This is a genomic window from Amycolatopsis stemonae (assembly GCF_054781455.1).
Genome location: NZ_BAAGUJ010000002.1, coordinates 514,392 through 540,225 on the forward strand (window position 1 = coordinate 514,392; position 25,834 = coordinate 540,225).

The window sequence follows — 25,834 nt, forward strand, 5'->3', positions numbered from 1 at the left end:
CGGCCACGCCCGTGGGCCATCCCCACCGGATGGCCCACGACGAGCGGATCAGGAGATGCCGACCGCGATCACGAGACCCAGCGCGATGTGCGCGGCCGCGACCACGACGCTGGCCGGTTCGAACTTCTCACTCTCGATCATCGAGCCGACGTCGATCCGGGTCGCCCACTCCAGCAGCCGCACCGCGATCACCTGCACGGCGATCCCGAGCAGGCCGTAGACGAGCGACGTGATCAGACCGCCGGTCAGGTCGCTGGCCGAGTTGAAGATCGCCACCACGATGATGAACGACATCGCGAGCAGCCCGGACGCGGTGATGATCACGGCGTTCGGCAGGCCCGCGTGCACCAGCTTCGACAGCTTGCCCGGCGTGGTCCAGTCGATCGCGTAGAAGCCGGCGAACATCAGCAGCAGGCCGACGACGCCGTACAGGAGGATCGCGCCGATCCCCCGCACGAGGTCGGAGCCGAACGTGTCGGACAGCGCAAGGGTCGTGTTCACGAATTGTCTCCCAGGGGAAAGAGCTGATCAGCGACGGTGTTGTATCACGCTTCGGGGATGCGATGTGGGACAAATGCGGCACCGTCGTCGGTGACCAGCCCGCCCGTCTCGCGGATGCCCAGCCCGGCCGAGCTGTCGCCGACGATCCACGCGCCGAGCGCCGGCCGGTAGCCGTCGAACTCGGGCAGCGGGTCGAACGCCTGGTAGACGAACCCTTCGGCGCCGTAGACGCCGTCCGTCTGGGTCTCGTAGCCGGTCGCGACGATCTGGACGTTCGCGCCCTCGCGGCCCAGCTTCGGCTTGCGGACGTACTCGGTGAGCAGGCCGGGGTCGTCGGCGAACGCGGGCAGCAGGTTCGGGTGGCCCGGGTAGTTCTCCCACAGGATCGCCAGCAGCGTCTTGTTGGAAAGGATCATCTTCCAGAGCGGCTCGATCCACAGCGTCCGCGGCAGCGACTCGACGGCGTGGCGGCCGAACTCCTCGTCGACCACCCACTCCCACGGGTACAGCTTCAGCACGGTCGCCATCTGGGACTCTTCGAGGTCGACGAACCGCTTGAGCACCGGGTCCCAGCCGATCTCCTCGATCGCCAGGCCCACCGTGTCGAGCCCGGCTTCGGCCGCGGTCTCCTGCAGGTACGCCGTGGTGACGTTGTCCTCGCCGGTCGGGTCGGCGGCCGACCAGGTGAAGTGCAGCTCGTTCGACGGCAGCTTGTCCTGCAGCTGCCCCCAGCGCTCGACGAGCTTCTCGTGGATGGAGTTCCACTGGTCGTCGTCCGGGAAGACGTCGGTCTTCCAGTGCCACTGCAGCAGCGACGCCTCCAGCAGCGTGGTCGGCGTGTCCGCGTTGTACTCGAGCAGCTTCGCCGGCGACTTGCCGTCGTAGCGCAGGTCGAACCGGCCGTAGACGTGCGGGTCCTGCCGCTTCCACGACTCGGCGATGTGCGGCCAGACCCACTCCGGGATGCCGAAGCGCTGGTAGCCCTCGGTCGTCACGACGTTGTCGACGGCCTCCAGGCACATCGAGTGGAGCAGTTCGACGTCCGCTTCGAGCGAGAGGACCTCGTCCATGTCGAAGACGTAGTGCACCGACTCGTCCCAGTACGGCCGCATGCGGCCGCTGCTGTCGCGGGCCGGCGTGCCGTAGACGAGTCCCTGCTCCTCGACGATCCGCTGCCAGTCGCGCCGCGGCTCACGCCGGTCCCGGTACACCTACGATCCCCCGCTCTTGCCGCTGCCGCCGGTGCCCCCGGTGCTGCCGCTCTTGCCGCTGATGCCGAAGCCGCCGCGCTGGACGGACTTGCCGGACTTCGTGTTGACGTTGGTGCGCGACGACGGCGCGTCGTAGCTGCCGCCGGAGACGTGCTGCCCGATCGAGCCCGTGCCGCCGTAGTTGTACCGGTAGCTCTGGTAGTTGCCGTTGCCGATCGGGATGAACCAGAACCCGCCGCTGGAGTAGCCGTGATGGCTCGTGACGTAGTTCTCGTCGCAGTTGTCGTCGTTCTGGACGACACCGCTCGCGTCGGTGCAGACGGCGGTGACGTTCTCCGTCCTGGCGACCGAGTAGAACGTCGCGACCAGGCCGACGAGGCCGACCGTGACGCCGCTGCCGATCAGGATCTTGCGCCGCGTGGCCGCCTTCGCGTCGGCCTGGCGGGCGAGTTCGTCGTCGCGTTCCTGCTGGGCGATCGCCTGCTGGCGCGCCCGCTGTTCCGCGATCGAGGGTTGCTTGGGTTGCGTGTTCGAGTCCTGAAACCTCATCGAACCGCGCCTGGGCGGCTCGGGGGGCGGCTGGTCCCCAGTACTGTTGTCCTGCGTCATGTGCGCTCCGTAATCACCGGCCACCACGAAACCGTGACCACCCTAACCACCCGGATCGCGCACGTCGCGCGCGGCGCGGGCATCATGGACTGCGATGTCTCCCAGCGCCGATCGGTTCCCCACCGCCACGCAGACGCTGCGCACCCGCGTCGTGATGGGCGGGATCTTCGCGGGCGCGCTCATCGCGCTCGCCCTCAGTGTCGTCTTCTCGTGGAGCGACGGCATCGCCGGCGGGGCCGGTGGCGGCGCCGGCAAGCTCTCGGCCGAGGCCGAAGCAGCCTTCCACTCACCCCCCGGCAGCTGCCTGAGCTGGGACAACCCGGACGCGAGCGACGCGCGCAAGGTCGCCTGCACCCAGCCGCACCTGTTCGAGGTGACCACGCTGGTCGACATCGGCGCCCAGTTCCCGGCCGGCGCGCCGGTGCCGTCGCTGGACCAGTGGCAGCAGATCGCGCAGCAGAAGTGCACCGCGGACGTGAAGCCCTACCTCGGCCACCCGCTCGACCCGTACGGGAAGCTCACGACGAACCTGCTGCGCCCGACGACGTCGCAGTGGGACGACGGCGACCGCCAGCTGCGGTGCGGGCTGCAGTGGGCGGGCCCGGGCGGCAAGCTGCTGCCGACCACCGGGCCGGCGAAGAGCCAGGACCAGTCCCTGGTCTTCGAGCCGGGCACCTGCCTCGCGCTGCAGGGCAAGGGCGTCGGCGACCCGATCGACTGCGCGCAGCCGCACTCGTACGAGATCATCGCGACGCTGAACCTGCAGGACAAGTTCAAGGAGGGCTACCCCTCCCAGAACGACCAGAAGGCCTGGCTCGACACCGAGTGCACCAAGCAGGCGGCGGACTACACCGGCGGCGCCGACCTGGACGCGAAGAAGCTGATCCTGACCTGGGACCTGCGGGAGCAGGAGAGCTGGGACGCCGGGTCGGCCAAGGTCAACTGCAAGGTGGCGGCCCTGCTGCCGGACAAGAGCGGCCTGCAGGCGGTCACCGGCAGCGTCAAGGCGGCCCCCGGCGGTCCCGACGGCGGCCAGCCCCAGGACGGCGGCCAGCCTTCGGACGGCGGCGGCGGCCCGGCGACGTCGAGCTCGGCCCCGCCGTCCACGAAGACGTCCGGCTGATGCCCGTCGAGATGAGCCGGGAGCGGTTCGAGGAACTGGTCTCGGAAGCCCTGGACGAGGTGCCGGCCGAGTTCGCCAAGGCGATGGACAACGTGGTCGTGCTCGTCGAGGAGTTCAACGAAGAGGCGCCGGACATCCTCGGGCTCTACCACGGCATCGCGCTGACCGAGCGGACCTCGTCGTACGGTGGGGTGCTGCCCGACCGGATCTCGATCTACCGGCAGCCGATCCTCTCGATGTGCGAGGACGAGGACGAGGTCGTCGAGGAGGTCCTCGTCACCGTCGTGCACGAGCTGGGCCACCACTTCGGCATCGACGACGCCCGCCTCCACGAGCTCGGCTGGGGCTGAGCTCCCACTAGTAGCGACAACGTGACCACCATCGGCTGACCACGCGCTTATCCTGTTACCCGAAGTCATGGGGCGACTGCGATACGTGCCTGGGGGGCCGGATGGACAACACCCGAAGACTGACGTGGCTGCTGACGTCGAGCGCGTCGTCCCACCTCGGCGACGGCATCGGCAAAGTGGCCCTGCCCCTTCTCGCCACGACGCTGACGCACGACCCCGTGCTCATCGCCGGGCTGTCCGCCACCCAGTTCCTGCCCTGGCTGCTGTTCGCCGCCGTCGCCGGCGCGCTGGTCGACCGGATCGACCGGCGGCGCGCGATGATCGTCGCGAACTCCGCCCGCGCCGCCGTGGTCGGCGTCCTCGCCGTGCTGGTCGCCACGGGCGGGATGACGATCTGGCTGGTCTACCTCACGGCCCTGGTCATCGGGACGGCCGAGACGATCGCGGACAGCGCGGCCAACGCCCTGATCCCGGCGGTCGTCGGCGACGGCTCGCTCGACGCGGCCAACAGCAAGCTGCAGGCCTGCGAGATCGTCGGCCAGACGTTCCTCGGCGGCCCGATCGGCAGCCTGACCTTCGCGCTCTTCGCCGCCTTCCCGTTCATCCTCAACTCCGCGGGTTTCGCCATCGCCGCCACCGTGCTGCTCGGGCTCGCCGGCACCTACCGCGGCCGCGGCGAGGCGGCGCCGGCCAGGCTGCGCACCGAGCTGGCGGACGGCCTGCGCTGGCTGCGCGGGCACGCGCTGCTGCTGCGGCTGGTCGTCGTCGCCGGACTGTTGAGCCTGGTCAGCGAGCTCGCGCAGGCGCAGCTGGTGCTCTACGCGCTCGACGACCTCCACCTCTCGGACGCGACGTACGGGCTCTTCGCGTTCGTCGGCGGGATCGGCGGGCTGGCCGGCGCGGGCATCGCGCCGCGGCTGGTGCGCGCGGCCGGGCGGCGGGCGGTCGTGGTCGGCGGGATCCTGTGCTGCGGCGCCGGGTTCGGCGGGATGGGCCTGGTGCGCTCGCCGGTGGCCGGCGCGGCGCTGTTCGGCCTGTTCGCGGCCGCGGTCGTCGCGGTGAACGTCGTGCTCGCCACCGCCCGGCACACGCTGGTACCCGGCGAGCTGCTCGGCCGGGTGCTCGGGGTCTGGCGCACGGTCGTCTGGGGCGCCATCCCGGTCGGCGCCCTGCTCGGCGGGGTGCTCACCGAGGCGCTCGGCACGGCCGCGCGGACGTTCGCCGTGTCCGGGCTGGCGCTGCTGGTGATCGCCGCGTTCGCGGCGGTCGCGCTGCGCCGGTTCCCGCTCGATGACGAATCGGACTCAGCCACCGCGCTGATGCACCAGGATCCGGGTTTGTGAGCTGAAATATCTCATCACCCGGGTGGTGGGAGGCGGCTATGCGCACCGTGGACAGCGGAACCGGCACCGAGGCCGGTCCCGGCTTCGACGAGCCCTCGGCGGAGTCCGACGAGGTCAAGGCGGCGAGCCCGCCGCAGTCGCGCCGGATGCTGGTGCTGTGCGCCGTGGCCGGGTTCGTGCTCGGCGGCGGCGTGCTCGGCCTGCTGTGGGGGCTGTCCGGCGTGCACGCCGGAGCGCTCGACGACGCCCTGGCCGCGTGCCAGGCGCTCGACCGCGTCGGCGACCTGCCCGACACGAGCCGGGACGCGCAGCCGTCGCTGACGCCCGGCCTCACCCCGGAACGCCTGCACCGGATGACGGCGGCCCGCGAGCTGTCGGCGGCCGCCGCCCAGGTGAACGCCAACTACCAGCCGCTGGCCGACCACATCGACGGCGTGGCGCGGATGGTGCTGAGCCTGCACTTCAACGACATCTCCGGCCAGCGGCACCTCGTCGAGGCGCAGGAGATCTGCGCCAGGATCTAGCGGGTCAGGCCGGGTGGACCGTCTTCACCGCGAGCTGGTTGCCCGGGATCTTCGTGCTCGCGCATGCGGTGCCGTCGGTCGGCAGGAAGTTCGACGCGGTCTCCTGCGGCGGGTAGACGCGCAGGCCCTTCACCGCGGTCGGCTGGCAGGTGCCGGGGTCGAAGTTCTGCACGTTGACGAACTGGATGTCGGCCGCCGCGGACTGGCCCGGGTCCAGCTTGACCGCGTTGCCCTTGGTGCCTTCGCGGAAGGCGTCCTTGCCGACCTGGTGCCCGTCCGCGCCGGCGACGTACGAGACGCCGGGGAAGCCCTGGATGGTGCACGGCTTCGAGCTCTTGTTCTTGATGAGCAGCGGCCGGTACGACGAACCGGCGCCCGCGTCGCCCTGGCCGAGCGACAGCGTGACGTCGCCGGCCTTGCAGAGGCCGTTGTCCGGCGGCGCGGCGACGGGCTGGCTGGCCGCGGTCGAGCTGGGGCTGGGCGCCGCCGTGGTCGCGGTGGTGGAGGTCGGCGACGCCGACGAGGTCGACGGCGTCGAGCTGCTGGCCGCGGGCGTGGTTCCGCCACTCCCGCAGGCGGAAAGGGCGAGCACGCCCGCCGAAGCCGCGAGGACCGGGAACAACCGAGAAAGCTTCGTCCGAACCATGTCAATCGCCTCCCTGGTGTGGTGCTACTGGGTAGACGTACGGAGCTACGGCAGGTTGGTTCAGACCCGTTAATTCCCCACCAAACGTGTTCTAAACGTGACGGGATCACACTTTCGTGACGGTCAGAGCGGCGTGTCAACCCAGCTCAGGCAGTACCACTGGCCCTCCGGACGCGTCTCCAGCTCCACGAACCCGGTGTTCGGGATCAGGGCCGCGTTGGCGACGTCCGCGTGGACGTTCGGCGCCAGCCATTCACCCGACAGCCGGATCGCGCCGCCGTGGCAGACCAGGGCGACCACGCCGTCCGGGTCGGCCTGCTCGTGCTTGGCGCGCAGCGCGCCGACCGCGTCGAGCATGCGGGTGCGCACGCTCGTGCCGCTCTCCCCGCCGGGCAGCGCCGGCGTCAGCTCGCCGAGCGTCCACCGCCGCACGACCTCCAGGTACGTCCGGATCGACTCGCGGTCGGTCGCTCCCTCCAGGTCCCCGGCGACGACCTCGTGGACGCCGTCGACGACCTGGACGTCCAGGTCGAACCGCGCGGCCAGCGGTGCCGCGGTCTGCTGGGCGCGGATCGCCTGGGACGCGTAGACCGCGACGACCGGCTCCCCCGCCAGCCGCACGGCGAGCTCGTCGGCCTGCGTGCGGCCCAGCTCGGTCAGCGGCGGGCCGGGCAACGCCGTGTCGAGCGCGCCCCGGACGTTCCCCTCGGTCTGGCCGTGGCGGACGAGCAGCAGCCTCACGCCAGGTCCCCCTTGCGCACCGCGTCGGCCCACACGGCGGCCTCGACGAAGTCGTCGTTGCCGTAGCCGGGGTCGATCGTGGTGCGGGTGCCGTCGGCGCGCGGGTGCGAGCCGAGGAACCGCAGGTTGCGGCAGTGCCGGCGCAACGCCGTCAGCGCGTCGAGGATCCGCGGCTCGGCCACGTGCCCCTCGAAGTCGATGAAGAAGCGGTACTCACCGAAGCTGTTCCGCGTCGGGCGGGCGTCGAGCCGGGTCAGGTTGATCCCGCGGTCGGCCAGCGCCGTGAGCAGCTCGGCGAGGGTGCCGGTGCGGTTCACGGCCGCGGCGACCACGGACGTGCGGTCGGCCCCCGTCGGCTCGGGCAGCTCACCCGGCTGGCGGACGAGCAGGAACCGCGTCGCGGCGTCGTCGACGTCCGCCACCCCGGTGGCCAGCACCTCGAGGTCGTAGTGCTCGACGGCGACCGGCGCGCAGACCGCGGCGTCGAACTGGCCCTCCAGCACGCCGACCGCGGCCGCCGACGTCGAGGACGACGCCACCGGGTGCGCCTCCGGCAGGTTCTCCTCCAGCCAGTCGCGGACCTGGGCGAGCGCGTGCGGGTGGCTCGCGACGGTCTTGATCTCGCGCTCGCCGGGCCGGGTCAGCACGCTGAACTGGATCGGCAGGATGGCTTCGGCGACGGCGACCAGCGGAGTCGACTCGCTGAGCGCGTCGAGCGTCGTGGGCACGACGCCCTCGACCGAGTTCTCGATGGGGACGCACGCGGCGTCCGCTTCGCCCTTGCGGACGGCCGTCATCGCCAGCCGGACGGTCTCGACCGGAATCAGTTCTCCGCCGCCGGCGAGGACCCGCGCGGCCTGTTCGGTGAAGGTCCCCTGGGGGCCGAAGTATGCGATCCGTGACACACCACCCAGGCTACGGGGCCCCGCCGTGGCGACTTTCACTCGGACAGCCGGTACGCCACCCGGTTACGCCGGGTGGCATTTTTTGCGATGCTAGGGACGTGACCGCCGACTCGGGCACGCACACCGGCCGTGGGGGCACGCACCCGCCGGTCTCCCCTCGCACACCGGAGCTGGTGCTGTGCGCCGTCGATGAACCACTCGCCACCGCCTGGACGTCCGCCGCGAACAAGGTGACGGGCCGGGTCCGGGTGCACCGCGGGTCGGTGCTCGACGTCGTCGCCCAGGCCGTGGTCAGCCCGGCCAACTCCTACGGCTGGATGCGCGGCGGCATCGACGCCGTCTACGCGCGGGCGTTCCCCGGCGTCGAGCAGTACGTCCGCAGCGCTGTGCTGGCTTTTCACGGCGGTGAGCTGCCGATCGGCGAAGCCGTGATCGTGCCGACCGGCGAGGCCGAACCGGCGTGGCTGATCAGCGCGCCGACCGTGCGCGAGCCCGGAGAGCGGCTGCCCGCCGACACCGTGCACCCCTACCTCGCGGCCCGCGCGGTGTTCCGGAAGTGGCGCGACGGCCACCTCGACCAGGGCCCGGTGCGCGAGTTCGTGGACACCATCGCGATGCCCGGTCTGGGCACCGGCATCGGCGGCGTGGACCCCGCGACGTGCGCCCGGCAGGTCGCCGCGGCGTGGGACGAGGTCTTCGGCGACCGTCACCTTCGGTGACTTCTCCCAACCCGGGGTGGACAACATCACACCGCGTTCACCCGCGGTAAGCCCTACCGTTGATCGCGCAGGTGAACGTCCGCCAGTGCAGGCGACGGCCGGAGGAGTGTGCGATGACCCGGGTCCGCGAACTCAGCCCGTATGTCGAGCTGCACCGGGAACAATGGAAAGAACTGCGAAGTTCGACGCCGTTGCCGCTGACCGCGGAGGAACTGCTGCGGTTGCGCGGGCTCGGCGAGCAGGTCGACCTGGCCGAGGTGGCCGACGTCTACCTGCCGCTGTCCCGCCTGATCAACCTCCAGGTCGCCGCGCGCCAGCGGCTGTACGAGGCGACCACGACGTTCCTCGGTGACGACTCCCGCGGCACGAAGGTCCCGTACGTGATCGGCATCGCCGGGAGCGTGGCGGTCGGCAAGTCGACCACCGCCCGCCTCCTGCGCACGCTGCTCGCCCGCTGGCCGGACCACCCCCGCGTCGACCTGGTCACCACGGACGGCTTCCTGTACCCGCGGGCCGAGCTGATGCGGCGCGGGATCATGCACCGGAAGGGCTTCCCGGAGAGCTACGACCGTCGCGCGCTGCTGCGGTTCGTCACGGAGGTCAAGTCGGGTGCCGAGCGCGTCGCCGCGCCGGTGTACTCCCACCTGGCCTACGACATCCTGCCCGGCCAGGAGCAGGTCGTGCGGCAGCCGGACATCCTGATCGTCGAGGGCCTGAACGTGCTGCAGCCGGGCCCGCGGCTGATGGTGTCCGACCTGTTCGACTTCTCGATCTACGTCGACGCGCACACCGACGACATCCAGCGCTGGTACATCGAGCGGTTCCTGGAGCTGCGGCACACCGCGTTCGCCGACCCGGCGTCGCACTTCCACCACTTCGCCGGCCTGCCCGACGACGAGGCCCGCGCCGAGGCCCGGCACCTCTGGCGCTCGATCAACGAGCCGAACCTGATGGAGAACATCAAGCCGACCCGGCCCCGGGCGACGCTCGTGCTGCGCAAGGACGCCGACCACACCATCAACCGGGTCCGCCTGCGCAAGCTCTGACACCGGTTACGCGGCTCGTCACCCACATGGCGCCGAATTCCACGCTGGGCGAACACGCGGGCACGCTTCGTCGTGCGCCCGCGACTCTCCGCGTCGAAACCCCGGCCGATCGGCCGAGGAGCCGCAGCGAGCCCTAACCGGTTGGCCGATACCGGTACCCCGTTCGGAAAGCGACCCTGAAGAAGTCAGGAAAACGGCTCTGAGCTGGGGAGGAGGCCCACGATGTTCGCCATGGTCCTTACGTGGGTCGGTGCGGTGCTGGGTCTGGTCCTGCTGGTCGCGATGGCCGCCGGAACGTTCGTCGTGGACTTCGACGACCGCCTGCAAGAGCGTCGCCGCAAAGCCAAGCCGATCGAACCGGCGGGCCCCCTCCCCTGAGCGTCAGAGTTCCGCCAGCGCCTCGACATAGGCGTCGGCGTCGTATTCGAGCGATTCCTCGGACTCCAGCAAACTGCCTTCCAGCGTGTCGATCAGCTGCTCGAAGATCTCCTCGCGGTCGAGCTCGCCCTCCTGCAGGCGCTGCACGGCCTGCCAGGCCTCGGCGGGCTCGTCGTCCCACAGCTGGTCGACGATCGTCGCGCGCAGCACGAGCCGCTGCTCTTCCTCGTCTTCGTCGGCTTCGGCGATGACGAGCGCCCGGCGCTGCTCGGGGTCGGTCGGGTCGAGGTCGACTTCCTCGTCCTCGATCTCCGTGGTCAGCGACGGCAGGGCGAACATCCGGCGCTCCAGCGCGTCCGCCAGCTCGGTCGGCGACAGGTCGCCGACGTCGCCGAAGTAGCGCTCCAGCGGCGAGTCGTCCTCGTCGGCGTACTCGCTCAGGTAGTCGGCGACGGCTTCGTCGAGCGCGGCGACCGCGGTCTCGGTCAGCCCGGCCCGGTCCGCCGTCCACTGCACCCAGGCCAGGACGACCGGCTCGACGGCTTCCTCGTACTCGGCGTCGAGCTCGAACTCCTCGCCGAGCAGGCCCTCGAGGAACCGCGCGATCTTCTCCGGGCCGACGCGCAGCGGGTTCGCGGGGTCGGTGGCCAGGCCGTGCTCCAGCAGCAGGGTCCCGATCGCGCGGGCGGCGTCGGCGTCCTCGCCGCTCGCCGCGACGAACTGCTCGACGACGGCGGCGCGTTCGGTGTCGGACCACACGGCGACCTCGGGCACGAGCGCGGGTTCCGGCAGCGCGCGCGACCACGTCAGGGCGACCGCGTGGAAGCGCGCGTAGTCCTCGCTGACGTCGGCCTCGTCGAGGTGGTCGGTCGCGGCGAGGCCGTCGGAGAGCAGGCGGTGCGCCTCGGCGGGGTCGACGGCCTCCAGCACGACGAGCTCCGGGTCCGCGTCGGCCTGCTGCCGCATCTCGGCGAGGACTTCGGCGGGCTCCTCGATCACGACGAGGTCCCGCACCCGGCCGCCCTCGGTGAAGTCGAGCAGCGCGAGCAGGCCGTACGCGCGGCCGCCGTGGGAGAACGCGCAGAGCAGGGACGATTCGTCGCCGAAGACGTCACCGGTCCGCCAGCACTCGCCGGCGACGACCTGGCCGAGCCCGGCGGCCCAGGCCGGCGCGGGGATGCCGCGGCCGAGGACGGTCTGCAGGCCCGCGTCGGCGGCCTTGCGCTCGACGTCGGTCTCGGCGACGACCTTCAGCGCGGCCAGCAGCGCCGCGGCGCCCGGGGTGATCTTGCGCTGCGCGAAGCCGATCAGCTCGAGGCCGAGCGGCTCTTCGCCCGCTTCGAGGGGCACGTCGTGGAACTGGCCGAGCACCTCGGAGGCGAGCAGCTCGACGTCCACGGGCGCGGGGTCGGCGCCCAGCGCCGAAAAGTCGTTCAGGACGTCCTTGAAAAGGCCGGTCACGCTGTGGGTGACGGGCTGCGGTGCCTTCTTGCGGGCGCGACTCACCGGGCTCATGGAGTCATCGTTTCACGCGGGCTTTCGGGGGCTCCGGGTGGCGAAGCCCCGGATGGTTCAGCGCTGGTCGCGGTGGCCCTGGCGCGGGTCCCGCCGCGTGCTCGACGGGGAGGCGCCGAGCCGGACGGCGGAACAGGACCACCGCGACATCGCTGGCCAAGGGCGTGACCGCCTTGGCGGAACTTCGCTGTCCCGGTGCACGTGAATCACCGGTTCACCCGGCTCAACGAGGTGGTCTTGGGGAGGTTACGAGCTTTTCGGGGTTCGGGCGGCGGAGCCCCCGGCCCGAGGCGAAGCCCCGGTTTTCACGGGCTTGGGGATGGCGATCCGCGCGGTCCGGATTTCCGTGATCAGGCGGGTCTTCCGGCGGTGGGTCTCCACCAGCGCGGCGAGGTAGGCGGCGAATTCGTCCGGGGTTTCGGAGCGCTTGTGCAAGGTGCGCAACAGCTTCAGCCGGCGCGCGGCTTCCCGGTAGGCCTGCGGGTCCTTGCGCTCGATGAGCTCCTCGACGTGCTCGCGGAAGACCGGGATCGTCTCGGCCGGGTGCTCCGCGGCGCGCTGCTCGGCCAGCTCGAGCTTGAGCTCCGGCGACGCCCCGAACCGCACGCAGGCGCGCCAGGCTTCGTCGGGACGGCCGTCGTCGAGGAGCACGCGGGCCAGCTCGTCGGCGGGCCCGGCGCCGTCGTCGGCCAGCTCGCGCAGGCGGGCCAGCGCGGCCCGGCGCTGCGTCGTCCACTTCCCGTCGGCGATCGCGGCTTCGCGCAGCGCGGCGAACGTCTCGCGGTCCGGCCGGGCGTCGAACTCCTTGCGGCGACGGGAGGTTTCGTCCCACTGCCGAGCGGGGCTTCGCCCCGAGCCGGGGGCGCCGCCACCCGGACCCCCGAAAACCCCGTGCGGCGGGGGTTCCGCCGACGGGTTCTTGTCCTGCGTGAGCGCGCGAGCGGCGTGCGCGATCGCCTCGCTGTGCCGCCCCGCGGCCCGCAGCACCCGGACGATCTTGAGGCTTACGTCCCGCCGCGGCGGCTTGGCGGACAGGATCGCGACCAGCTCGTCGACGTCGCCGAGCACCTCGGCCAGCTGCTCCCGCAGCCGTTCCGCGACGTCCCGGCGGTGGCCGGCCGCGCTCGCCGCGAGCACGTCGTCCACAGTGGACTTGATCCGGCGCAGGCCGGGTTCGCCCAGCGCCGTCGCGAAATCGGCGAGGTCGAGCACGGGCCAGCCGGGGCCGTCGAACTCGACCTCGAGGATCCAGTCGGCGAGCTTCTCCGGGTCCGGCGGCCGGGCGGCGCAGGCGCGGGCGTACAGCTCGACGGCGAGTTCCAGCCGGTCGCCGAGGTCGCCGGCGTGGTCGCCGGACTGCTCCAGCACCTCGCTGACGTCGTCGACCGTGCGCCGCGCGAGCGGGGCCAGGTCGGCGCGGCTGCCGGCGTCGAGCAACCGCTGCAGCGTGTCGAGGACCGCGCCGATCTTCGCGGCGTACTCGACGTTCCCGTCGGTCACCGCGGTGTCCAGCAGCCGGTGCGCTTCGGTGACATCACCGGATTGAGTGGCCGCGCGCAGTTCGAGCGAATGCCGCAACTCAGGGTCACGCTCGGCCTGGGCGTACAGCAGGTCCGCCAACGTCTCCGCGTCCAAAGTGCGCAGGTAGGGGCGAAGATCCGAGGGGGGACTCACGCGCACCAGTCTGCCCGAGGCCGGCGGATTCGCGTGTGGGCCAACCGCGTGCTCTTTTCGGCGTAATCGCTCACCTTGCGTCACCGGCTCAGGAGCCCCGCAACTCGTCGAGCACGGCTTTCATCGGCCACGGCTCGGGGACGCGCGGCCGTCGTGACCGAGCGTGGCGGGGCCGCGGGATGGCGGCGTGCATCGTCGGCACCATGATCGGGACGACCGGCACCGGCACCCGCGCGACCAGCCGCCGCACGACGACGAGCAGCAGTCCGGCGCACAGCAGCAGAGCCGCGCTCGCGGCGATCGCGCCGGCGAGCGTGCGGCGGCCGTCGTCGAGGGTGAGCTGCACGGCGTACTGGCTCTGCTGCGAGTACAGCCGGCCCAGCTGCTGGGAGACGGTGTAGGCGGCACTGCGCCAGGTGGACTCGGGCACGGGCAACGGTTCGGCGGCCATGAGCGCGTCCTCGGCCGCGGCCAGCCTGCTCCAATCGGCGCCGCGCGTGAGCGACTCGTAGGCGAGCCGGCCACTCTCGGTGAGCTGCGGCGCGACCCGCGTCAACTCGGCCCGGTAGGCCGCGACGGCTTCGGTGAACGGCCGCCGCGTCACGCCGTCGATCCCCGCCAGGGCGAGGGAATCGGAGCGATCCATGCCCTCGGCGACGGAAAGCAGTTCCACGGCGGTCGTCTGCTGGTAGGCGGATTCGGCGTCCGGCGCCCGGCGGACGTAGTCGCGGAGGCCGCCGATGGCGACGTCGATCCGCTGGGTGAAATTCGCGTACGCCGTGGTCCGTTGGTCGGGTGCGGACATCGCTTCGCTGCGCTGGGACTGCAGCGAGACGACGGCCCGAGCGGTCCGATCCGCGACGCCCGCCGTCTCCAGCGCGAGGTCACGGGTGCGGTTCGCTTGGTGGACCAGGAAGAACGCGATCACGAGAGCCACGACGACGAGGGCGCCACCGGGCACGAAGGCGATGCACAGCATGCGGCCGCGGACGGATCGCAGGTACTTCAAGACGTTCCTTTCCCTGCTTCAAGCCCCGCAAGCATCCCGACGAAGTTCAACCTATTGAGTGAGAGATTCACCGGTCAACGGCAGTCCGCCATACGGCCGTTAGCGCACCGTGACGACGGAGGACAATCAGCCGGTGACTTTCGACGACGTGACGCAGCGCCTCCGCGCCTTCGCGGCGGCCCGCTCCTGGGAGCCGTACCACACCCCGAAGAACCTCGTGATGGCGTTGTCCGGCGAGGTCGGCGAGCTGACGTCGCTGTTCCAGTGGCTGACGCCGGCGGAGTCCGACGCGTGGCGCGAAGACCCAGCGCTGGAAGCGAACGTGCTCGACGAGATCGCGGACGTCACGCTGTATTTGCTCCAGTTGGCGGACCGCCTCGGCGTGGACCTGGCAGCCGCGGCGCACGCGAAGATCGACCGCAACGAAGTCCGGTTCCCGCCCCCGGATCAGAGCACGGCGACGACGTCGGCGTAGGTCTCGGCGGGCGCACGCCCGTCGGTGGGCACGACGACACAGCCGGGCCGCAACGGCAGGTAGGCGGCGAGCTGGTCGTGGATCCGCCCGACCACGGCGGCCCCGCCCCGCGAGGTGACGACGTCGTCGATCCCCTGGGTCCCGGCGTTCCCGACACGGCTCTCGAACCGGCTGCAGGCGACGGTTTTCTCGGCGGTCAGCAGGATTTCGCGGTACTCGGCACCACACCGCTCCGCGACTTCCTCGAAGGGCTCGACGTCGGCGACGCGGGTGGCGAGCTGCGGCATGACGACGTCGTGCCCGGTCCGCAGGTGCGTCTCGGCCATGGCGGCGGTGAGCAGCTGCGCGGCTTTGAAGGTCTCGAAGAAGGTGTCCCGCCACCCGCCGATGAGGCAGACGACGCGATCGGTGTCGAGGTTCAGCACCCCGGCATGCCGCTCGGCGTAGGCCTCGGCGACGGTCGACTTCCCGATTCCGGACGGGCCGTTCAGGTGGATCAGCCTGGGCGCCACCATCAGCCCCAGAACACGCCGTGCGGATTGCGGTCGATCTCCGCCAGCAGCGGCGTCGGCGAGCTGGCGACGGGCGCGTCCGGGTAGGTCAGCCACTGCCCGTTGCTGTCGGCCCACAGCACGGACCAGATCCCGAACTCGTCGAGCCGCAGCTGCGCGATCTTCTGCTCGGTCCACTCGGGCCCGTCCACGGGCGCCCGCCGTTCGACGATGGTCACCGCCCTGCCCCGCCGCCGGCATTCGACGCGCACCTGGTCACGGACACGCTCGGGCACGCGCTGCGCGCACCACCGTTCGATCTGCCGAAGCGCGAGTTCCGGGATTCCCGCCATGCCCCCAGTGAACCGGGACGGCCGGGCGGCCGCACACCCGGGTGGCCATGAACCCGCCGCCCAGTAGCCTTCGGAGCATGACCACCGCCGACGACCTGCTCGGCAGGCTCGCCGCCCTGGGTCGGGATGGCCTGGCGAAAGTGCTGGCCCACCGGGCCGATGTGCTGCGGGAGCCGTGGCCGCGGCGGCTTGATGTCGTTGCGGCGCGGCTTGCCTCCGCCGAGTCCGTGAACGAGGCCGTGCTCGGGTTGTCGTTGCCGCAGGCTCAGGTCGTGCGGGCCGTTCAGCTGGGGCACGCACTGGGCGTGCGGCCGACGCCGGTTGCCGAAGTGGCCCGGCTGCTCGGGGCGACCGCCGACGTTGTCGAGTCCTTTGTGGACCAGCTCGTCGAGCGCGCCCTGCTGTGGCGTGACGACGACCGCGTCGTTCTGCCGGACCTCCTGCACAAGAAGAGCTTTCGCGCCGAAGGGCTCGGCCGGCCGGTCGCGGACCTGCTCGGCGAGGTCGGCCGGGGCCGGCACGCGCAGCTGTCGCGCGCCCTCGGGCTGCCCGGGGGACTGACGCCGCTCGTGCGGTTCTACCGCGACGGCGACCGCGTCCGCGAGCTGTTCGCCGACGCGCCCGAGGCGACGCGGAAACTGTTGCGGGACATGGCCGACGGCGTTCCCGAGGCCGGGGGCGTGCTGCCGTTCCACGCCGCGGAGGGCTGGGCGTTCGAGCACGGCTTCCTGTTCGCCACCTACGACGGCAGCGCGGTGATGCCGATCGAGGTGTCGCTGGCCCTGCGCGACCCGGACCACCACCTGCCGTTCACGCCGGACGAGCCCGGCTGTCCCGTCACGCACGTCGGCGCCGAGTCGGCCGAGGCCACGTCGTCGGCCGCCGCGCTGCGGCTGCTCGACCGGGTGTCGGCGATCCTCGAACTCGGCTCCGCGGAACCGTTCCCGCTGCTCAAGGACGGCACGATCGGCGCGCGGCTGATCAAGAAGCTCGCCAAGGAGACCGGCGCGGCGGTGGCGGAGATCGAGCTGGCCATCGACCTCGCCGCGCAGGCCGGGTTGCTGCTGGCCGCCGAGCCGCCCGACCTGGGTCGCGGCCGGAAAGCGCCGCCGCCCACGCTCGCGCCGGATCCCGACCTCGCCCGGCCCGCGCCCGCACTGCTGTACCGCCTGCTGCTGACGACCTGGTGGGACCCGGCGCCGCCGGAGTTCGAGACCGACGTCCCCGCGCTCACGCGACGGCTGGTCGTGCGGCTCCTGGCGCGGCTCGGTCCCGGCGACGCGATCGCCGACGTCGACGCGCTGGCCCGGCTGGCCGAATGGCACGCACCGATGCTGCCGACCGACGACTTCGCCGGCCACGTCCGGGCGGCGCTCGCCGAGGCCGAGCTGCTCGGCGTCGTCGCGCACGGCGCCGTCACCGCGGCCGGGCGGGCCCTGCTCGACGACGGCGAGCTCGTCGAGGTCACCGACGAGCTGGTCGCTCGTGCGCGGACGACGGCGTTGTTCGGCACCGACCTGACCGCGATCGTGCCCGGCTCGCCGGACACGCGGCTCGCCGCGTCGCTCGACCGGGTCGCCGACCGCGAGTCCCAGGGCACCGCGACCAGCTGGCGGTTCTCGCCCGCGACCGTCCGGCGGGCGTTCGACCAGGGCGCGACGGCCGACGAGCTGCTCGGCGAGCTGGGCGCGCTCGCCGCGGGCGAGCTGCCGCAACCGCTGGTGTACCTGGTCAACGACGTCGCGAGGCGGCACGGCGAAGCGCAGGTGCTCGACGTCGCGAGCGTCGTCGTCGGCGAACCCGCCGTGCTGGCCGAGCTCGCCGCGCACCGCAAGCTGGCGAAACTCGGCCTGCGCGGGGTGGCCCCGACCGTCTTGACGTCCACTGTGGACGCTTCGGGCACGCTGGACGCCCTGCGCGAAGCCGGGTACGCGCCGACCCGGCACGCCGCCGACGGGAGCATCGTGCTGCCGGCCCGTGAACCGGCCGAGCCGACGGTCGTCGTCCGCGACGCCGAGCCGGGCGACCGGCCACCGAGCGCCCTGGACCACGCCGAGCGCCTGCTCGCGGCCCCGCGGACCGGCCCGGGCCTGCTGCGCGGGCAGCTCGCGCGGGCGATGAGCGACCGCTACTCCGGCCGCCTGACGCCGAAGCAGCAGCAGCTCTGCTGGCAGCTCGAGGCCGGGATCCCCGCGGACGTCCTGTACCAGGCCGAAGACGGCCCCGCCCGGCTCGTGATCGCGTACCCGGAACTCGACGGCGACGTCCTGGACGTCTGGTCGCTCGGCGAGCGCGGTTACCGGCGGCTCGAGCTGACGCGGATCGAACTCGGCTAGGTCCCGACGCCGGTCAGCCGCGCGTAGACCACGACGTTGTCGAGGTAGTTGCCGCTCGACCGGTCGAACGCCCCGCCGCAGGTGATGAGCCGCAGCTCGGGCCCGGCCGTGTCGCCGTAGACCTGGTCCGTCGGGAACTCGGCCTTGGCGTAGCGGTCGACGCGGTAGACGGTGAAGACCGCCGTCCGGCCGTCGGCGCGGCCGACCACGGCCTGTTCGCCGGGGCGCAGGTCCTTGAGCCGCGAGAAGGCGCCGGCGACGTGCTTGTAGTCGACGTGCGCGGCCAGCACGGCCGGGCCGACCTCGCCTGGCGACGGCGCGCCGGTGAACCAGCCGACCGTCGTCGCGTCGCCCGGGACCTCGAGCTCGCCCTTCGCGGTCAGCCCGAGGTCCTTGATCCCCTCGGCCCGGACGCCGATCGCCGGGATGGTCAGCGACGCCGGTTTCGCCGCCGGGAGCCCGCCGACGGTGGGCGTGAAGGTGGTCGGCGGGACGATCGCGACCGGCGACGCGGACGGCGGAGCGACTTCGTTCGCCGGATGCGGCGAGAAGGCGAAGACGGCGGCCACCACCAGGACCGCGACGAGCGCGGCGACGACCGCCGTGACGGCCGGCCACAGGCGCGGGTGCCTCAATTCGCCCGCCGGCGCAGGTAGAGCACCATGCCGCCGGACGCCGCCGCGGCGAGCAGCGCGCCGCCGAGCACCAGGAACCCGGGGACCTCCTCGTCCGGCTCGCCGCCGCCGGTGGCCACGCCGCCGACCGGCTTCACCTTCACCTGGCTGCCCGTCGCGGCCTTCTTGGTGGTCGTGGCGGGCTTCGGTGCCGGGTGGGTCTCGGTCGCGGGCTTTTCGGCCGACGGCGTGGTCGTGCCCTGCGGGCGGTGCGGCAGGGATTCGCAGGCGATCCCGTCGTGGTCGGAATCGAGGTTGTTCGGGTCGCCCGGCGTCGCGTCGAGCACCGCCTGGGCCTCTTCCTGGTAGTGGAAGTCGCTGCAGTCCAAGTCACCGGCGGTCTGGGCGGAGGCGAAGGGAACGGGGCCGAGGAGAGCGATCCCGGCCACGGCGGCGGCCGTCGTCAGGGCACGGCGAAACAAGGACACCGGAAGTCCTTTCGGGGGAGAATCGGGGCGATTGCGAGGGTTAATATCGTGGCGACGGCCATTCTGTTACGGACTTTTCCGTAATTCCGGAAATGCCAGTGCTCCACCTGAATCCGGGCGGCTGGTGATTCTTTTCCCGGCCGCCACCGGGCCTATTCGCCACAGCGCCGGCATACCCCGTAACCTGGGGATATGCCGATCCAGGTACTGCTCGTCGACGACCACGAACTGGTCCGCCGCGGGCTCCGCGACCTCCTCGGCGACGAGCCTGACATCGAGGTCGTCGCCGAGGCGAGCAGCGTCGAAGAAGCCCTGGCGGTGGCGATGCACGTCGAACCGGAGGTCGCCGTGGTCGACGTCCGCCTCGGCGACGGCGACGGCATCACGCTCTGCCGCGAACTGCGGTCCAAGCCGAACCCGCCCGCCTGCCTGATGCTCACCGCGTTCGACGACGAGGAGGCGATGGTCGGCGCGATCATGGCCGGCGCCGCCGGTTACCTGCTGAAACAGGTGCGGGGGCAGGACGTCGTGAACGCCGTCCGCGAGGTCGCGGCCGGGCGGTCGCTGCTCGACCCGGTGAGCACCGCGCGGGTGCTGGACAAGATGCGGCACCCGCCGACGGACGAGCTGGCGACGCTGACCGAGCGCGAGCGGGACGTGCTCGAGCTGATCGGCCAGGGGCTGTCGAACCGGGAGATCGCCGAGCGGCTGTTCCTCGCCGAGAAGACGGTCAAGAACTACGTCACTTCGGTGCTGGCGAAGCTCGGCATGCAGCGCCGGACGCAGGCGGCCGCCTGGATCGCGCGCCGGGAAAAGTAGCTCCGCGCGACGATCGCGTCCGCAAGCCGCCGTTCGCTGCGTCCTTTTCAACCGTGGTCACGATCCGCGATGTCGATCAGCGGTTTCTTGGCGCCAGATTCACTCTAACGTGAGTCGAATGGGTGTTCGATCAGCCGGTACGATCTTCGTGAGGGCGAGGAAGGGAGGCTGGATGACCCGAGAAGGCTAGGTCGCGGTCAGTCAAGTGGGAGGTCGAACGCGACGAGCGTGCCGAGGCTGGGCGAGGAGTTCAGGAAGAACTTGCCGCCGGCGGCGTCCGCGCGTTCGGCGAGATGACGCAGGCCACGGGTGGCGACACCTTGGGGGACGCCGGAACCGTTGTCCCGGACACGGAGTTTGACGCCCCCGGAGTCCCTGGTCAGGGTCACGCGGGTTTCGCTGGCACCGGAGTGTCTGACCACATTGGACAGTGCTTCGCGCAGAGCGGCCCGGATGTGGTCGGCGCGTTCCGCGGGGATGTCGGCGAATTCGCCGGACAGCTCCAGGGTCGGCGGGTAGCCGAGCAGCTCGCCGGCGATGCGGACCTCGCCGCGCGCCGACTCGGCGAGGTCGGTGGGCGTGCCGGTGTCGTGGCGAGGCTCCGGAGACCTCAGCGCGCGCACGGTGCCCCGGATTTCCTCGATGGTCTGGTCGAGCTGGTCGATCGCATCCGAAAGTCGTGCGCCATCGGCCTGGGCGAACCGCTTGCGCATGTTGCGCCGGACGCGGTCGAGCTGCATGCCGGCGCCGTAGAGCCGCTGGACGATGACGTCGTGCAGCTCGCGAGCGATGCGCTCCCGCTCTTCGTAGAGCGCGACGCGGTGCCGGGCATTGGCGCCTTCGGCGAGCGCGAGGACGACCCCGGCCTGGGCGGCGAAGGCCACGAGCATCTCGACGGTCCCGGCGGAGAACGGCTCACGCCCCCGCTTCCGGTAGACCGTGAGCGCCCCGAGCACCCGCCCCCCGGACCCGAACGGCGCGGCGGCGAACGGCCCATAGCCCTGCAATTCGGCGGGCACGAAGGGCGCGGTCCGCGGATCGACGGTGAAGTCGGCGCTGGCGACGGGCTCGCCCCCGCGCGCCACGCGCCCAGCAGCGGAGTCGGCGGCCAAGGCAAGACCGCGCAAGGGTTCCGCGGCACTGGCATGGCCTGGCGCAGCATCCGAGCCTGATTCGTCTCCCGCGGCTTCCGGCTCACCAACGGCGCTGTCCGCGGCGGGAAGGGACGCATCGACCTCCGCCGGGCGGCCGACGGCGGGTCGGGGCAGCCCAGCATCGGCTGGGTGAGCGGCGCTGTCCACGGCGGGAAGAGGCGCCTCGGTCGGGTCGGCGGTGGCGCTGCCCGCGTCGGGAAGGCGCGGCTCGGTCGGGCGAGCGGCAGCGCTGCTCGCGGCGGAAAAGGGCGGCTCGGCCGGGTGGGCGGTGGCGTGGTGCGCTGCCTCGACCACCACGCGGCCGTCGTCGGTGCTGACCATGGCCAGGCCCAGGTCGGCGTCGGCCAGCTCGGCCGCTCGGGCTACGACCGTGTCGAGCACCGCGCCCGGGTCGTCGCCGGACAGGGCGGTGCTCGTGATCTCGGTGGCGGCGGACAGCGCCCGCGCGGCAAGCGTCGGATCCATGAGTTCCGTCATTATCGCGCGGCGCTGCGGCGGTGCGCCAAGCACACTGGCGGACTCGATCACGACACCGGCACCCGCGCGACAACTCGCCCGTCCCGGACCTCGAGAACCACGTCCGCGTCGGACGCCTCCTCCGCGCGGTGGGTCACGTGCACCACCGTCCGGCCGGCCAAGGCCTCACGCAGGTGCGCGCGCACGACCTGCGCGGTCGGCTCGTCGAGGTGCGCGGTCGGCTCGTCGAGCAGCACGAGCCCCGCCGACTGCGCCCCGAGCAGCGCCCGCGCCAGTGCGACGCGCTGGGCCTGCCCGCCGGACAGGCCGCTGCCGCCGCTGCCGAGCAGTGTCGACGGGTCGAGGTCCGCGAGCGCGGCCTGCCGCAGCGCCTCGCGCAGTTCGTCCGGCGTGGCCGTCGGGCGGGCGAGGCGGAGGTTCTCGGCGACCGTCGTGGCGGCGAGCATCGGCTCCTGGGGCGCCCACGCGACCCCCTCCGGGACGCCGACGACTCCGCGCCGCGGCTCGAGGAAGCCCAGCAGTGCGGCGACGAGCGTCGACTTGCCGGCGCCACTCGGGCCGACCACCGCGGCGTAAGTGCCCGGCGCCAGGTCGACGTCGACGTCGTGCAGCACGGCAGGACCGCCCGGCCAGCCGAGGTCGGCGCTCCGGAGGACCACGTGGTCGTCGACCGGGACCGGGTGCGTGGCCGGCGTGTCGGCCAGGCGGCGGCGGGCCCGCTGCAGCGTGTCCCAGTGCTGGGCGACCGGCGGCAGCAGCGCGAGCACCTCCGCCAAAGCCAGCGGCACCAACGCCAGCACGGGCGCCAGCACCGGTTCGAGACGGCCGTCGGTCACGGCCGACGCCGCGAGCGCCGTGCTGACCACCGCGGCCGCGCCGCAGACCAATGTGACCAGTGCTTCCGCTGCGCCCGCACCGAAAGCCTGCCGGCGGGCCTGCGCCGCCAAGTGGGTGTCGGCGTCCGCGAGCGCGCGGCGGTGGGCGCGGTCCTTGCCGAAGGCGAGCAGCTCGGCCGCCGCCTCGAAGAGCACGAGGACGCGCGAAGCCACTTCGCGACGGCCGTCCGCCAGGGCCGACGTCGCCCGGCGCTCGGCGCGCAAGGCGAGCCAGGGCGCGCACAGCCCGAGCGCCACGGCCGCCGCGAGCGTGAGCCCCGCCGCGGGCAGGACCCACGTCTGCACGGCGATCGCCCCGGCCGCGACCAGCGCCACCACCAGCGGCGGCGACACCACCCGGGGCAGCAGGTCGCGCACGGTGTCGACGTCGGCGACGAGCCGGCGCTGCCCTTCGCCCGCGCGCAGGCCCCGCGCCGGGCCGAGCCGGACCAGCGAAGTCCACAGCCGCACCCGGAGCCGGCCCGCGATGCGGAACGCCGCGTCGTGCGTGACCAGGCGTTCCGCGTACCGCAGCCCCGCACGGCCCAGCCCGAACGCGCGGACGCCGACCACCGCGACCGTCAACGTCAGGATCGGCGGCTGCTGCGACGCCTTGGCGATGAGCCAGCCCGACGTCGCCGTCAGCGCCACCCCGGCCAGCAGCGCCACCGCGCCCAGCACGGCGCCGCCGAACAGGCGGGTGTCAAGCAGGGCACGCCACTTCAGCGGCGCGCGCGCCGAGTCCACTGTGGACACGTCGGCGGTCGGGACCTCTTCCGGCGGCAGGTCGACCGCCGCCGTGTGCTCGTGGGCCGCGATGACCGCCGCGGCGCCGTCGTCGACCGCGCGCTGCACGGCGTCGAGCACCAGGCGCGCGCCGGCCTCGTCGAGGTGGGCGGTCGGCTCGTCGAGCACCAGCAGCCAGGCGCCGTCGCGGACGCGGAGCAACGCCCGAGCCACCGCGACGCGCTGACGTTGCCCCAGCGAAAGCCGCGCCACCGGGCGGTCCGCGAGCCCGGTCAGGCCGAGTTCCGCGAGCGGGGCGTCGGAGCCGACCTCCTCGCGGACCGTGCCGCCGGTGAACACCGGCGACTGCGGCACCCACGCGACCTGCTCGCGCCAGCGCGCGAGGTCGGCGTCGGCGAGGTTCGTCGCGCCGACGGTGATCGCACCGTCGTGGGCCGGGACGAAGCCCAGCAGCGCCGAGAGGGTGGTCGACTTGCCGCCGCCGCTCGGTGCGCGCAGCCACACCGTCTCGCCCGGGCGGACCGAGAACGTCTCGCCGTCCGGGGCGAACCCGCCGCGTCGCGCCACGCGCAGGGAAGACACGCGCAGTTCGCCCCGCGAAGGAACCTGGGTTCCGGGGGCGGGCGCCGGGACCGCCAGCAGGTCGGCGACCCGCCGGACCGCTTCGACGCCGTCCTCGCTGGCGTGGAACGCGGCGCCGACCGCGCGCAGCGGCTGGTAGCACTCGGGCGCCAGGATCAGCACGCCCAGCCCGATGGCGAGCGGGAGGTTTCCGTTCACCAGCCGGACGCCGATCGTCACTGCGACCAGCGCCACCGACAGCGTCGCGATCAGTTCGAGCACGAACGCCGAGGAGAAGGCGACCTTCAACGTCTTGAGCGTCGCTCGGCGGTGGCGTTCGGACAGCTGCCGGACCGTCTCGCCCTGGGCGGCCGCGCGGCGGAACGCGGTCAGCACTGGCAGCACGCGCACGAGCTCGAGGAGCCGTTCGGACATCCGGTGCGTCGCGTCGGTCGCGCCGGCGACGCGCCCGGCCGTGAACTTGCCGACGAGGATCGCGAACACCGGGAGCAGCGGCACCGTCAGCGCGACGATCACGCCGGACGGCCAGTCGGCGAACAGGATCGCCGCGCCCGCGCCGAGCGGCACGACGGCGGCCGTCACCAGGGCGGGCAGGTATTCGCGGAAGTACGCGTCGAGCGCGTCGAGACCGCGGGTGGTGAGCGCGGTCAGCTCGCCGTGGCCACGCCGGGCGATCCACTCGGGACCGAGGCGCAGCGCGTGGTCGACGGCCTTGGCGCGCAGCTCGCGTTGCGCTGTCGCGGCCGCACGCGCGGAGACCGTGCGCACGGCCCAGCCGGTCACGGCGCGCGTCGCGACGAGCGCGAGCAGCGCGGCCAGCTGGGCGGTGCGCCCCCCGGAACCCGCTCCGACGATCGCCGCGAGGACGTCGGCGAGCAGGAAGGCCTGGGCCACCAGCGCGGCCGCGTGCAGGAAGGACAGGAACCCCACCAGGGCCAGCGCTCGGCGCACGGCCGGCACGAGGGCCGGCAATACGCCGAGCGGGCCCTTTCCCGGCCGCGCCGAGTCCACTGTGGACTCCGAGGCGGAAAGGGGAGCGCGTCCGGGAAGCTTGCTCATGGCGCGTGGACCGCCGGGATGTGCTGGGTGCCGATGCGCTTCCGGAACACCCAGTACGTCCAGCCCTGGTAGATCAGCACAGCTGGGGCACCGAAGACGGCGACCCAGGTCATGACGGTCAGCGTGTACGGGCTGGAAGCTGCTTCGGCGATGGAAAGGGTGTTCGCTGTGTCGACCGTCGACGGCAGCACGTTCGGGAAGAGCGAGCCGAACAGGACGACGGCGGCACCGGTGATGACCACGGCGAGCGCGGCGAACGCCTGGCCGTCGCGATCCGCGCGCAGCCGGAACCAAGCCACGACGGCGGCGACGGCGGCCACGCCGAACGCGAGCAGCGTCCACAGGGTGCCCGAGCGCCACTGCACCACCGCGAGGAACGCGACGATCGGCACCATCGCGAACGGCAGCAGCCGCAGCGCCAGGAGACGAGCGCGTTCCCGCAGGTCGCCGCTCGTCTTGAGGGCGAGGAACGCGGCACCGTGGGTGATCGAGAAGGCCGCGATCGCGACCGCGCCGAGCAGGGTGTCCCAGCGGATCGCGGCGAACGCCGAGCCGACGCGGTTGCCGTCGGCGTCCAGCGGCAGGCCGAGGACGGTCGTGGCGAGGACGAGGCCGACACCCAGCGGCGGGATCCACGAGCCGATCATGATCACGCGGTCCCAGGTGCGCCGCCAGCGGTCGGAGTCGACCTTGCCGCGGTACTCGAACGCGACGCCGCGGCCGATCAGGGCGAGCAGCAGGAGCAGCAACGGCAGGTAGGCGGCCGAGAAGAGGCTCGCGTACCACCCGGGGAAGGCGGCGAACATCGCGCCGCCGGCGACGATGAGCCAGACCTCGTTGCCGTCCCAGACGGGCCCGATGGTGTTGACCATGACGCGGCGTTCGGTGTTGTCGCGCGCCAGGATCGGCAGCAGCATCCCGACGCCGAAGTCGAAGCCTTCGAGGAACAGGTAGCCGAGCCAGAAGAAGGCGATCACGACGAACCAGACGGTTTCGAGGGTCATCGGGTCGCTCCTCGAGCGTGGTAGCCGTGAGTTGTCCACAAGCCGGGGAGTTGTCCACAGGCAGGC

General features: G+C 72.4%; 26 protein-coding genes. 10 read left to right on the forward strand and 16 right to left on the reverse strand.

Going from position 1 to position 25,834, the window contains the following annotated elements; all coding sequences use genetic code 11:
- Positions 1–48 precede the first annotated feature (48 nt).
- The 3 genes from ACYVLJ_RS08645 to ACYVLJ_RS08655 are packed head-to-tail and all read right to left on the reverse strand — an operon-like array spanning position 49 to position 2,261.
- A complete protein-coding gene (locus tag ACYVLJ_RS08645) occupies positions 49–501 on the reverse strand; it encodes a DUF350 domain-containing protein (protein ID WP_400901572.1) in 453 nt (150 codons plus the stop codon).
- Positions 502–545: 44 nt separating this feature from the next.
- The gene (locus tag ACYVLJ_RS08650) at positions 546–1,712 is read right to left on the reverse strand and encodes a glutathionylspermidine synthase family protein (protein WP_460438278.1); all 1,167 of its coding nucleotides are present in this window, start codon (positions 1,710–1,712) and stop codon (positions 546–548) included.
- Positions 1,713–2,261, reverse strand: coding sequence for a hypothetical protein (locus ACYVLJ_RS08655; RefSeq protein ID WP_451971299.1), 549 nt, complete (start codon positions 2,259–2,261; stop codon positions 1,713–1,715).
- A gap of 154 nt (positions 2,262–2,415) precedes the next feature.
- On the opposite strand from ACYVLJ_RS08655, the gene ACYVLJ_RS08660 reads away from it, so the two are divergent.
- From ACYVLJ_RS08660 to ACYVLJ_RS08675, 4 genes are all read left to right on the forward strand, one after another.
- Positions 2,416–3,444 (forward strand): septum formation family protein, encoded by a 1,029-nt coding sequence (locus ACYVLJ_RS08660; protein ID WP_451971296.1) that lies wholly within the window; start codon positions 2,416–2,418, stop codon positions 3,442–3,444.
- Positions 3,444–3,794 carry a metallopeptidase family protein gene (locus ACYVLJ_RS08665; protein ID WP_451971293.1) on the forward strand — a complete coding sequence of 117 codons (351 nt, stop codon included), beginning with the start codon at positions 3,444–3,446 and terminating at the stop codon, positions 3,792–3,794. The genes ACYVLJ_RS08660 and ACYVLJ_RS08665 overlap by 1 nt, the downstream gene beginning before the upstream one ends.
- A 101-nt stretch (positions 3,795–3,895) precedes the next feature.
- Positions 3,896–5,137 carry an MFS transporter gene (locus ACYVLJ_RS08670; protein WP_460438279.1) on the forward strand — a complete coding sequence of 414 codons (1,242 nt, stop codon included), beginning with the start codon at positions 3,896–3,898 and terminating at the stop codon, positions 5,135–5,137.
- Between the two features lie 38 nt (positions 5,138–5,175).
- Positions 5,176–5,661, forward strand: a complete 486-nt coding sequence (locus ACYVLJ_RS08675) for a hypothetical protein (protein WP_460438280.1) — start codon at positions 5,176–5,178, stop codon at positions 5,659–5,661.
- A 4-nt stretch (positions 5,662–5,665) separates the two neighbouring features.
- Here the strand turns inward: ACYVLJ_RS08675 and ACYVLJ_RS08680 are convergent, their stop codons facing one another.
- The 3 genes from ACYVLJ_RS08680 to pheA all read right to left on the reverse strand — a co-directional run bounded on the left by ACYVLJ_RS08680 (position 5,666) and on the right by pheA (position 7,953).
- Positions 5,666–6,307, reverse strand: a complete 642-nt coding sequence (locus ACYVLJ_RS08680) for a DUF4232 domain-containing protein (RefSeq protein WP_460438281.1) — start codon at positions 6,305–6,307, stop codon at positions 5,666–5,668.
- A gap of 123 nt (positions 6,308–6,430) precedes the next feature.
- On the reverse strand, positions 6,431–7,048 hold the full coding sequence (locus ACYVLJ_RS08685; protein ID WP_460438282.1) for a histidine phosphatase family protein: 618 nt from the start codon (positions 7,046–7,048) through the stop codon (positions 6,431–6,433).
- Positions 7,045–7,953 carry a prephenate dehydratase gene (pheA, locus tag ACYVLJ_RS08690; protein ID WP_460438283.1) on the reverse strand — a complete coding sequence of 303 codons (909 nt, stop codon included), beginning with the start codon at positions 7,951–7,953 and terminating at the stop codon, positions 7,045–7,047. Before pheA ends, ACYVLJ_RS08685 begins: the two co-directional genes overlap by 4 nt.
- Positions 7,954–8,051: 98 nt before the next feature.
- Between pheA and ACYVLJ_RS08695 the strand changes: the two genes are divergently transcribed.
- From ACYVLJ_RS08695 to ACYVLJ_RS08705, 3 genes are all read left to right on the forward strand, one after another.
- Entirely contained in the window at positions 8,052–8,672 is a 621-nt protein-coding gene (locus ACYVLJ_RS08695) for a macro domain-containing protein (RefSeq protein WP_460438284.1), read from the forward strand.
- A 113-nt stretch (positions 8,673–8,785) separates the two neighbouring features.
- A complete protein-coding gene (gene coaA / locus ACYVLJ_RS08700) occupies positions 8,786–9,718 on the forward strand; it encodes a type I pantothenate kinase (RefSeq protein ID WP_451971272.1) in 933 nt (310 codons plus the stop codon).
- Between the two features lie 222 nt (positions 9,719–9,940).
- A complete protein-coding gene (locus ACYVLJ_RS08705) occupies positions 9,941–10,096 on the forward strand; it encodes a hypothetical protein (protein ID WP_451971270.1) in 156 nt (51 codons plus the stop codon).
- A 3-nt stretch (positions 10,097–10,099) separates the two neighbouring features.
- Here ACYVLJ_RS08705 and ACYVLJ_RS08710 read toward each other — a convergent pair whose 3' ends face one another.
- The 3 genes from ACYVLJ_RS08710 to ACYVLJ_RS08720 form a co-directional block, all read right to left on the reverse strand.
- Positions 10,100–11,611, reverse strand: coding sequence for a hypothetical protein (locus ACYVLJ_RS08710; RefSeq protein ID WP_460438285.1), 1,512 nt, complete (start codon positions 11,609–11,611; stop codon positions 10,100–10,102).
- Positions 11,612–11,857: 246 nt separating this feature from the next.
- Entirely contained in the window at positions 11,858–13,285 is a 1,428-nt protein-coding gene (locus ACYVLJ_RS08715; protein ID WP_460438286.1) for a hypothetical protein, read from the reverse strand.
- Between the two features lie 88 nt (positions 13,286–13,373).
- Positions 13,374–14,294 carry a nitrate- and nitrite sensing domain-containing protein gene (locus tag ACYVLJ_RS08720; protein WP_451971261.1) on the reverse strand — a complete coding sequence of 307 codons (921 nt, stop codon included), beginning with the start codon at positions 14,292–14,294 and terminating at the stop codon, positions 13,374–13,376.
- 133 nt (positions 14,295–14,427) lie between these two features.
- On the opposite strand from ACYVLJ_RS08720, the gene ACYVLJ_RS08725 reads away from it, so the two are divergent.
- A complete protein-coding gene (locus tag ACYVLJ_RS08725; protein ID WP_451971258.1) occupies positions 14,428–14,769 on the forward strand; it encodes a nucleotide pyrophosphohydrolase in 342 nt (113 codons plus the stop codon).
- On the opposite strand, the gene ACYVLJ_RS08730 is transcribed toward ACYVLJ_RS08725, so the two are convergent.
- Both ACYVLJ_RS08730 and ACYVLJ_RS08735 read right to left on the reverse strand, forming a co-directional pair.
- Positions 14,742–15,284 carry a P-loop nucleotide/nucleoside kinase family protein gene (locus ACYVLJ_RS08730; protein WP_451971254.1) on the reverse strand — a complete coding sequence of 181 codons (543 nt, stop codon included), beginning with the start codon at positions 15,282–15,284 and terminating at the stop codon, positions 14,742–14,744. The genes ACYVLJ_RS08725 and ACYVLJ_RS08730 overlap by 28 nt on opposite strands.
- Positions 15,284–15,613, reverse strand: a complete 330-nt coding sequence (locus ACYVLJ_RS08735; RefSeq protein WP_451971251.1) for a DUF3024 domain-containing protein — start codon at positions 15,611–15,613, stop codon at positions 15,284–15,286. The genes ACYVLJ_RS08730 and ACYVLJ_RS08735 overlap by 1 nt, the downstream gene beginning before the upstream one ends.
- Before the next feature lie 77 nt (positions 15,614–15,690).
- On the opposite strand from ACYVLJ_RS08735, the gene ACYVLJ_RS08740 reads away from it, so the two are divergent.
- Positions 15,691–17,949: a helicase-associated domain-containing protein gene (locus ACYVLJ_RS08740; protein ID WP_460438287.1), complete on the forward strand. Its 2,259-nt coding sequence runs from the start codon at positions 15,691–15,693 to the stop codon at positions 17,947–17,949.
- On the opposite strand, the gene ACYVLJ_RS08745 is transcribed toward ACYVLJ_RS08740, so the two are convergent.
- Complete coding sequence (locus ACYVLJ_RS08745; RefSeq protein WP_460438288.1) at positions 17,946–18,584, reverse strand: class F sortase; 639 nt, start codon at positions 18,582–18,584, stop codon at positions 17,946–17,948. The two genes, ACYVLJ_RS08740 and ACYVLJ_RS08745, sit on opposite strands and share 4 nt — an antisense overlap.
- Positions 18,581–19,051, reverse strand: a complete 471-nt coding sequence (locus tag ACYVLJ_RS08750) for an excalibur calcium-binding domain-containing protein (RefSeq protein WP_460438289.1) — start codon at positions 19,049–19,051, stop codon at positions 18,581–18,583. The genes ACYVLJ_RS08745 and ACYVLJ_RS08750 overlap by 4 nt, the downstream gene beginning before the upstream one ends.
- Positions 19,052–19,243: 192 nt before the next feature.
- Here ACYVLJ_RS08750 and ACYVLJ_RS08755 point away from each other — a divergent pair, with 192 nt between their 5' ends.
- The gene (locus ACYVLJ_RS08755) at positions 19,244–19,870 is read left to right on the forward strand and encodes a response regulator (RefSeq protein ID WP_043788689.1); all 627 of its coding nucleotides are present in this window, start codon (positions 19,244–19,246) and stop codon (positions 19,868–19,870) included.
- Between the two features lie 197 nt (positions 19,871–20,067).
- Here the strand turns inward: ACYVLJ_RS08755 and ACYVLJ_RS08760 are convergent, their stop codons facing one another.
- From ACYVLJ_RS08760 to cydB, 3 genes are read right to left on the reverse strand one after another with little or no spacing between them, the layout of a single operon-like run.
- A complete protein-coding gene (locus ACYVLJ_RS08760; protein ID WP_460438624.1) occupies positions 20,068–21,489 on the reverse strand; it encodes a GAF domain-containing sensor histidine kinase in 1,422 nt (473 codons plus the stop codon).
- Between the two features lie 59 nt (positions 21,490–21,548).
- Positions 21,549–24,764 carry a thiol reductant ABC exporter subunit CydD gene (gene cydD / locus ACYVLJ_RS08765; protein WP_460438290.1) on the reverse strand — a complete coding sequence of 1,072 codons (3,216 nt, stop codon included), beginning with the start codon at positions 24,762–24,764 and terminating at the stop codon, positions 21,549–21,551.
- Positions 24,761–25,768 (reverse strand): cytochrome d ubiquinol oxidase subunit II, encoded by a 1,008-nt coding sequence (gene cydB / locus ACYVLJ_RS08770; protein ID WP_460438291.1) that lies wholly within the window; start codon positions 25,766–25,768, stop codon positions 24,761–24,763. Before cydB ends, cydD begins: the two co-directional genes overlap by 4 nt.
- Positions 25,769–25,834: the final 66 nt, after the last annotated feature.

Coding starts and splice junctions, on each gene's coding strand:
- cydD (WP_460438290.1), bottom strand. CDS start 24,764: ATGAGCAAGCTTCCCGGACGCGCTCCCCTTTCCGCCTCGGAGTCCACA.
- ACYVLJ_RS08740 (WP_460438287.1), top strand. CDS start 15,691: ATGACCACCGCCGACGACCTGCTCGGCAGGCTCGCCGCCCTGGGTCGG.
- ACYVLJ_RS08710 (WP_460438285.1), bottom strand. CDS start 11,611: ATGAGCCCGGTGAGTCGCGCCCGCAAGAAGGCACCGCAGCCCGTCACC.
- ACYVLJ_RS08660 (WP_451971296.1), top strand. CDS start 2,416: ATGTCTCCCAGCGCCGATCGGTTCCCCACCGCCACGCAGACGCTGCGC.
- ACYVLJ_RS08670 (WP_460438279.1), top strand. CDS start 3,896: ATGGACAACACCCGAAGACTGACGTGGCTGCTGACGTCGAGCGCGTCG.
- ACYVLJ_RS08665 (WP_451971293.1), top strand. CDS start 3,444: ATGCCCGTCGAGATGAGCCGGGAGCGGTTCGAGGAACTGGTCTCGGAA.
- cydB (WP_460438291.1), bottom strand. CDS start 25,768: ATGACCCTCGAAACCGTCTGGTTCGTCGTGATCGCCTTCTTCTGGCTC.
- ACYVLJ_RS08760 (WP_460438624.1), bottom strand. CDS start 21,489: ATGGATCCGACGCTTGCCGCGCGGGCGCTGTCCGCCGCCACCGAGATC.
- ACYVLJ_RS08705 (WP_451971270.1), top strand. CDS start 9,941: ATGTTCGCCATGGTCCTTACGTGGGTCGGTGCGGTGCTGGGTCTGGTC.
- ACYVLJ_RS08680 (WP_460438281.1), bottom strand. CDS start 6,307: ATGGTTCGGACGAAGCTTTCTCGGTTGTTCCCGGTCCTCGCGGCTTCG.
- coaA (WP_451971272.1), top strand. CDS start 8,786: ATGACCCGGGTCCGCGAACTCAGCCCGTATGTCGAGCTGCACCGGGAA.
- ACYVLJ_RS08675 (WP_460438280.1), top strand. CDS start 5,176: ATGCGCACCGTGGACAGCGGAACCGGCACCGAGGCCGGTCCCGGCTTC.
- ACYVLJ_RS08730 (WP_451971254.1), bottom strand. CDS start 15,284: ATGGTGGCGCCCAGGCTGATCCACCTGAACGGCCCGTCCGGAATCGGG.
- ACYVLJ_RS08655 (WP_451971299.1), bottom strand. CDS start 2,261: ATGAGGTTTCAGGACTCGAACACGCAACCCAAGCAACCCTCGATCGCG.
- ACYVLJ_RS08735 (WP_451971251.1), bottom strand. CDS start 15,613: ATGGCGGGAATCCCGGAACTCGCGCTTCGGCAGATCGAACGGTGGTGC.
- ACYVLJ_RS08755 (WP_043788689.1), top strand. CDS start 19,244: ATGCCGATCCAGGTACTGCTCGTCGACGACCACGAACTGGTCCGCCGC.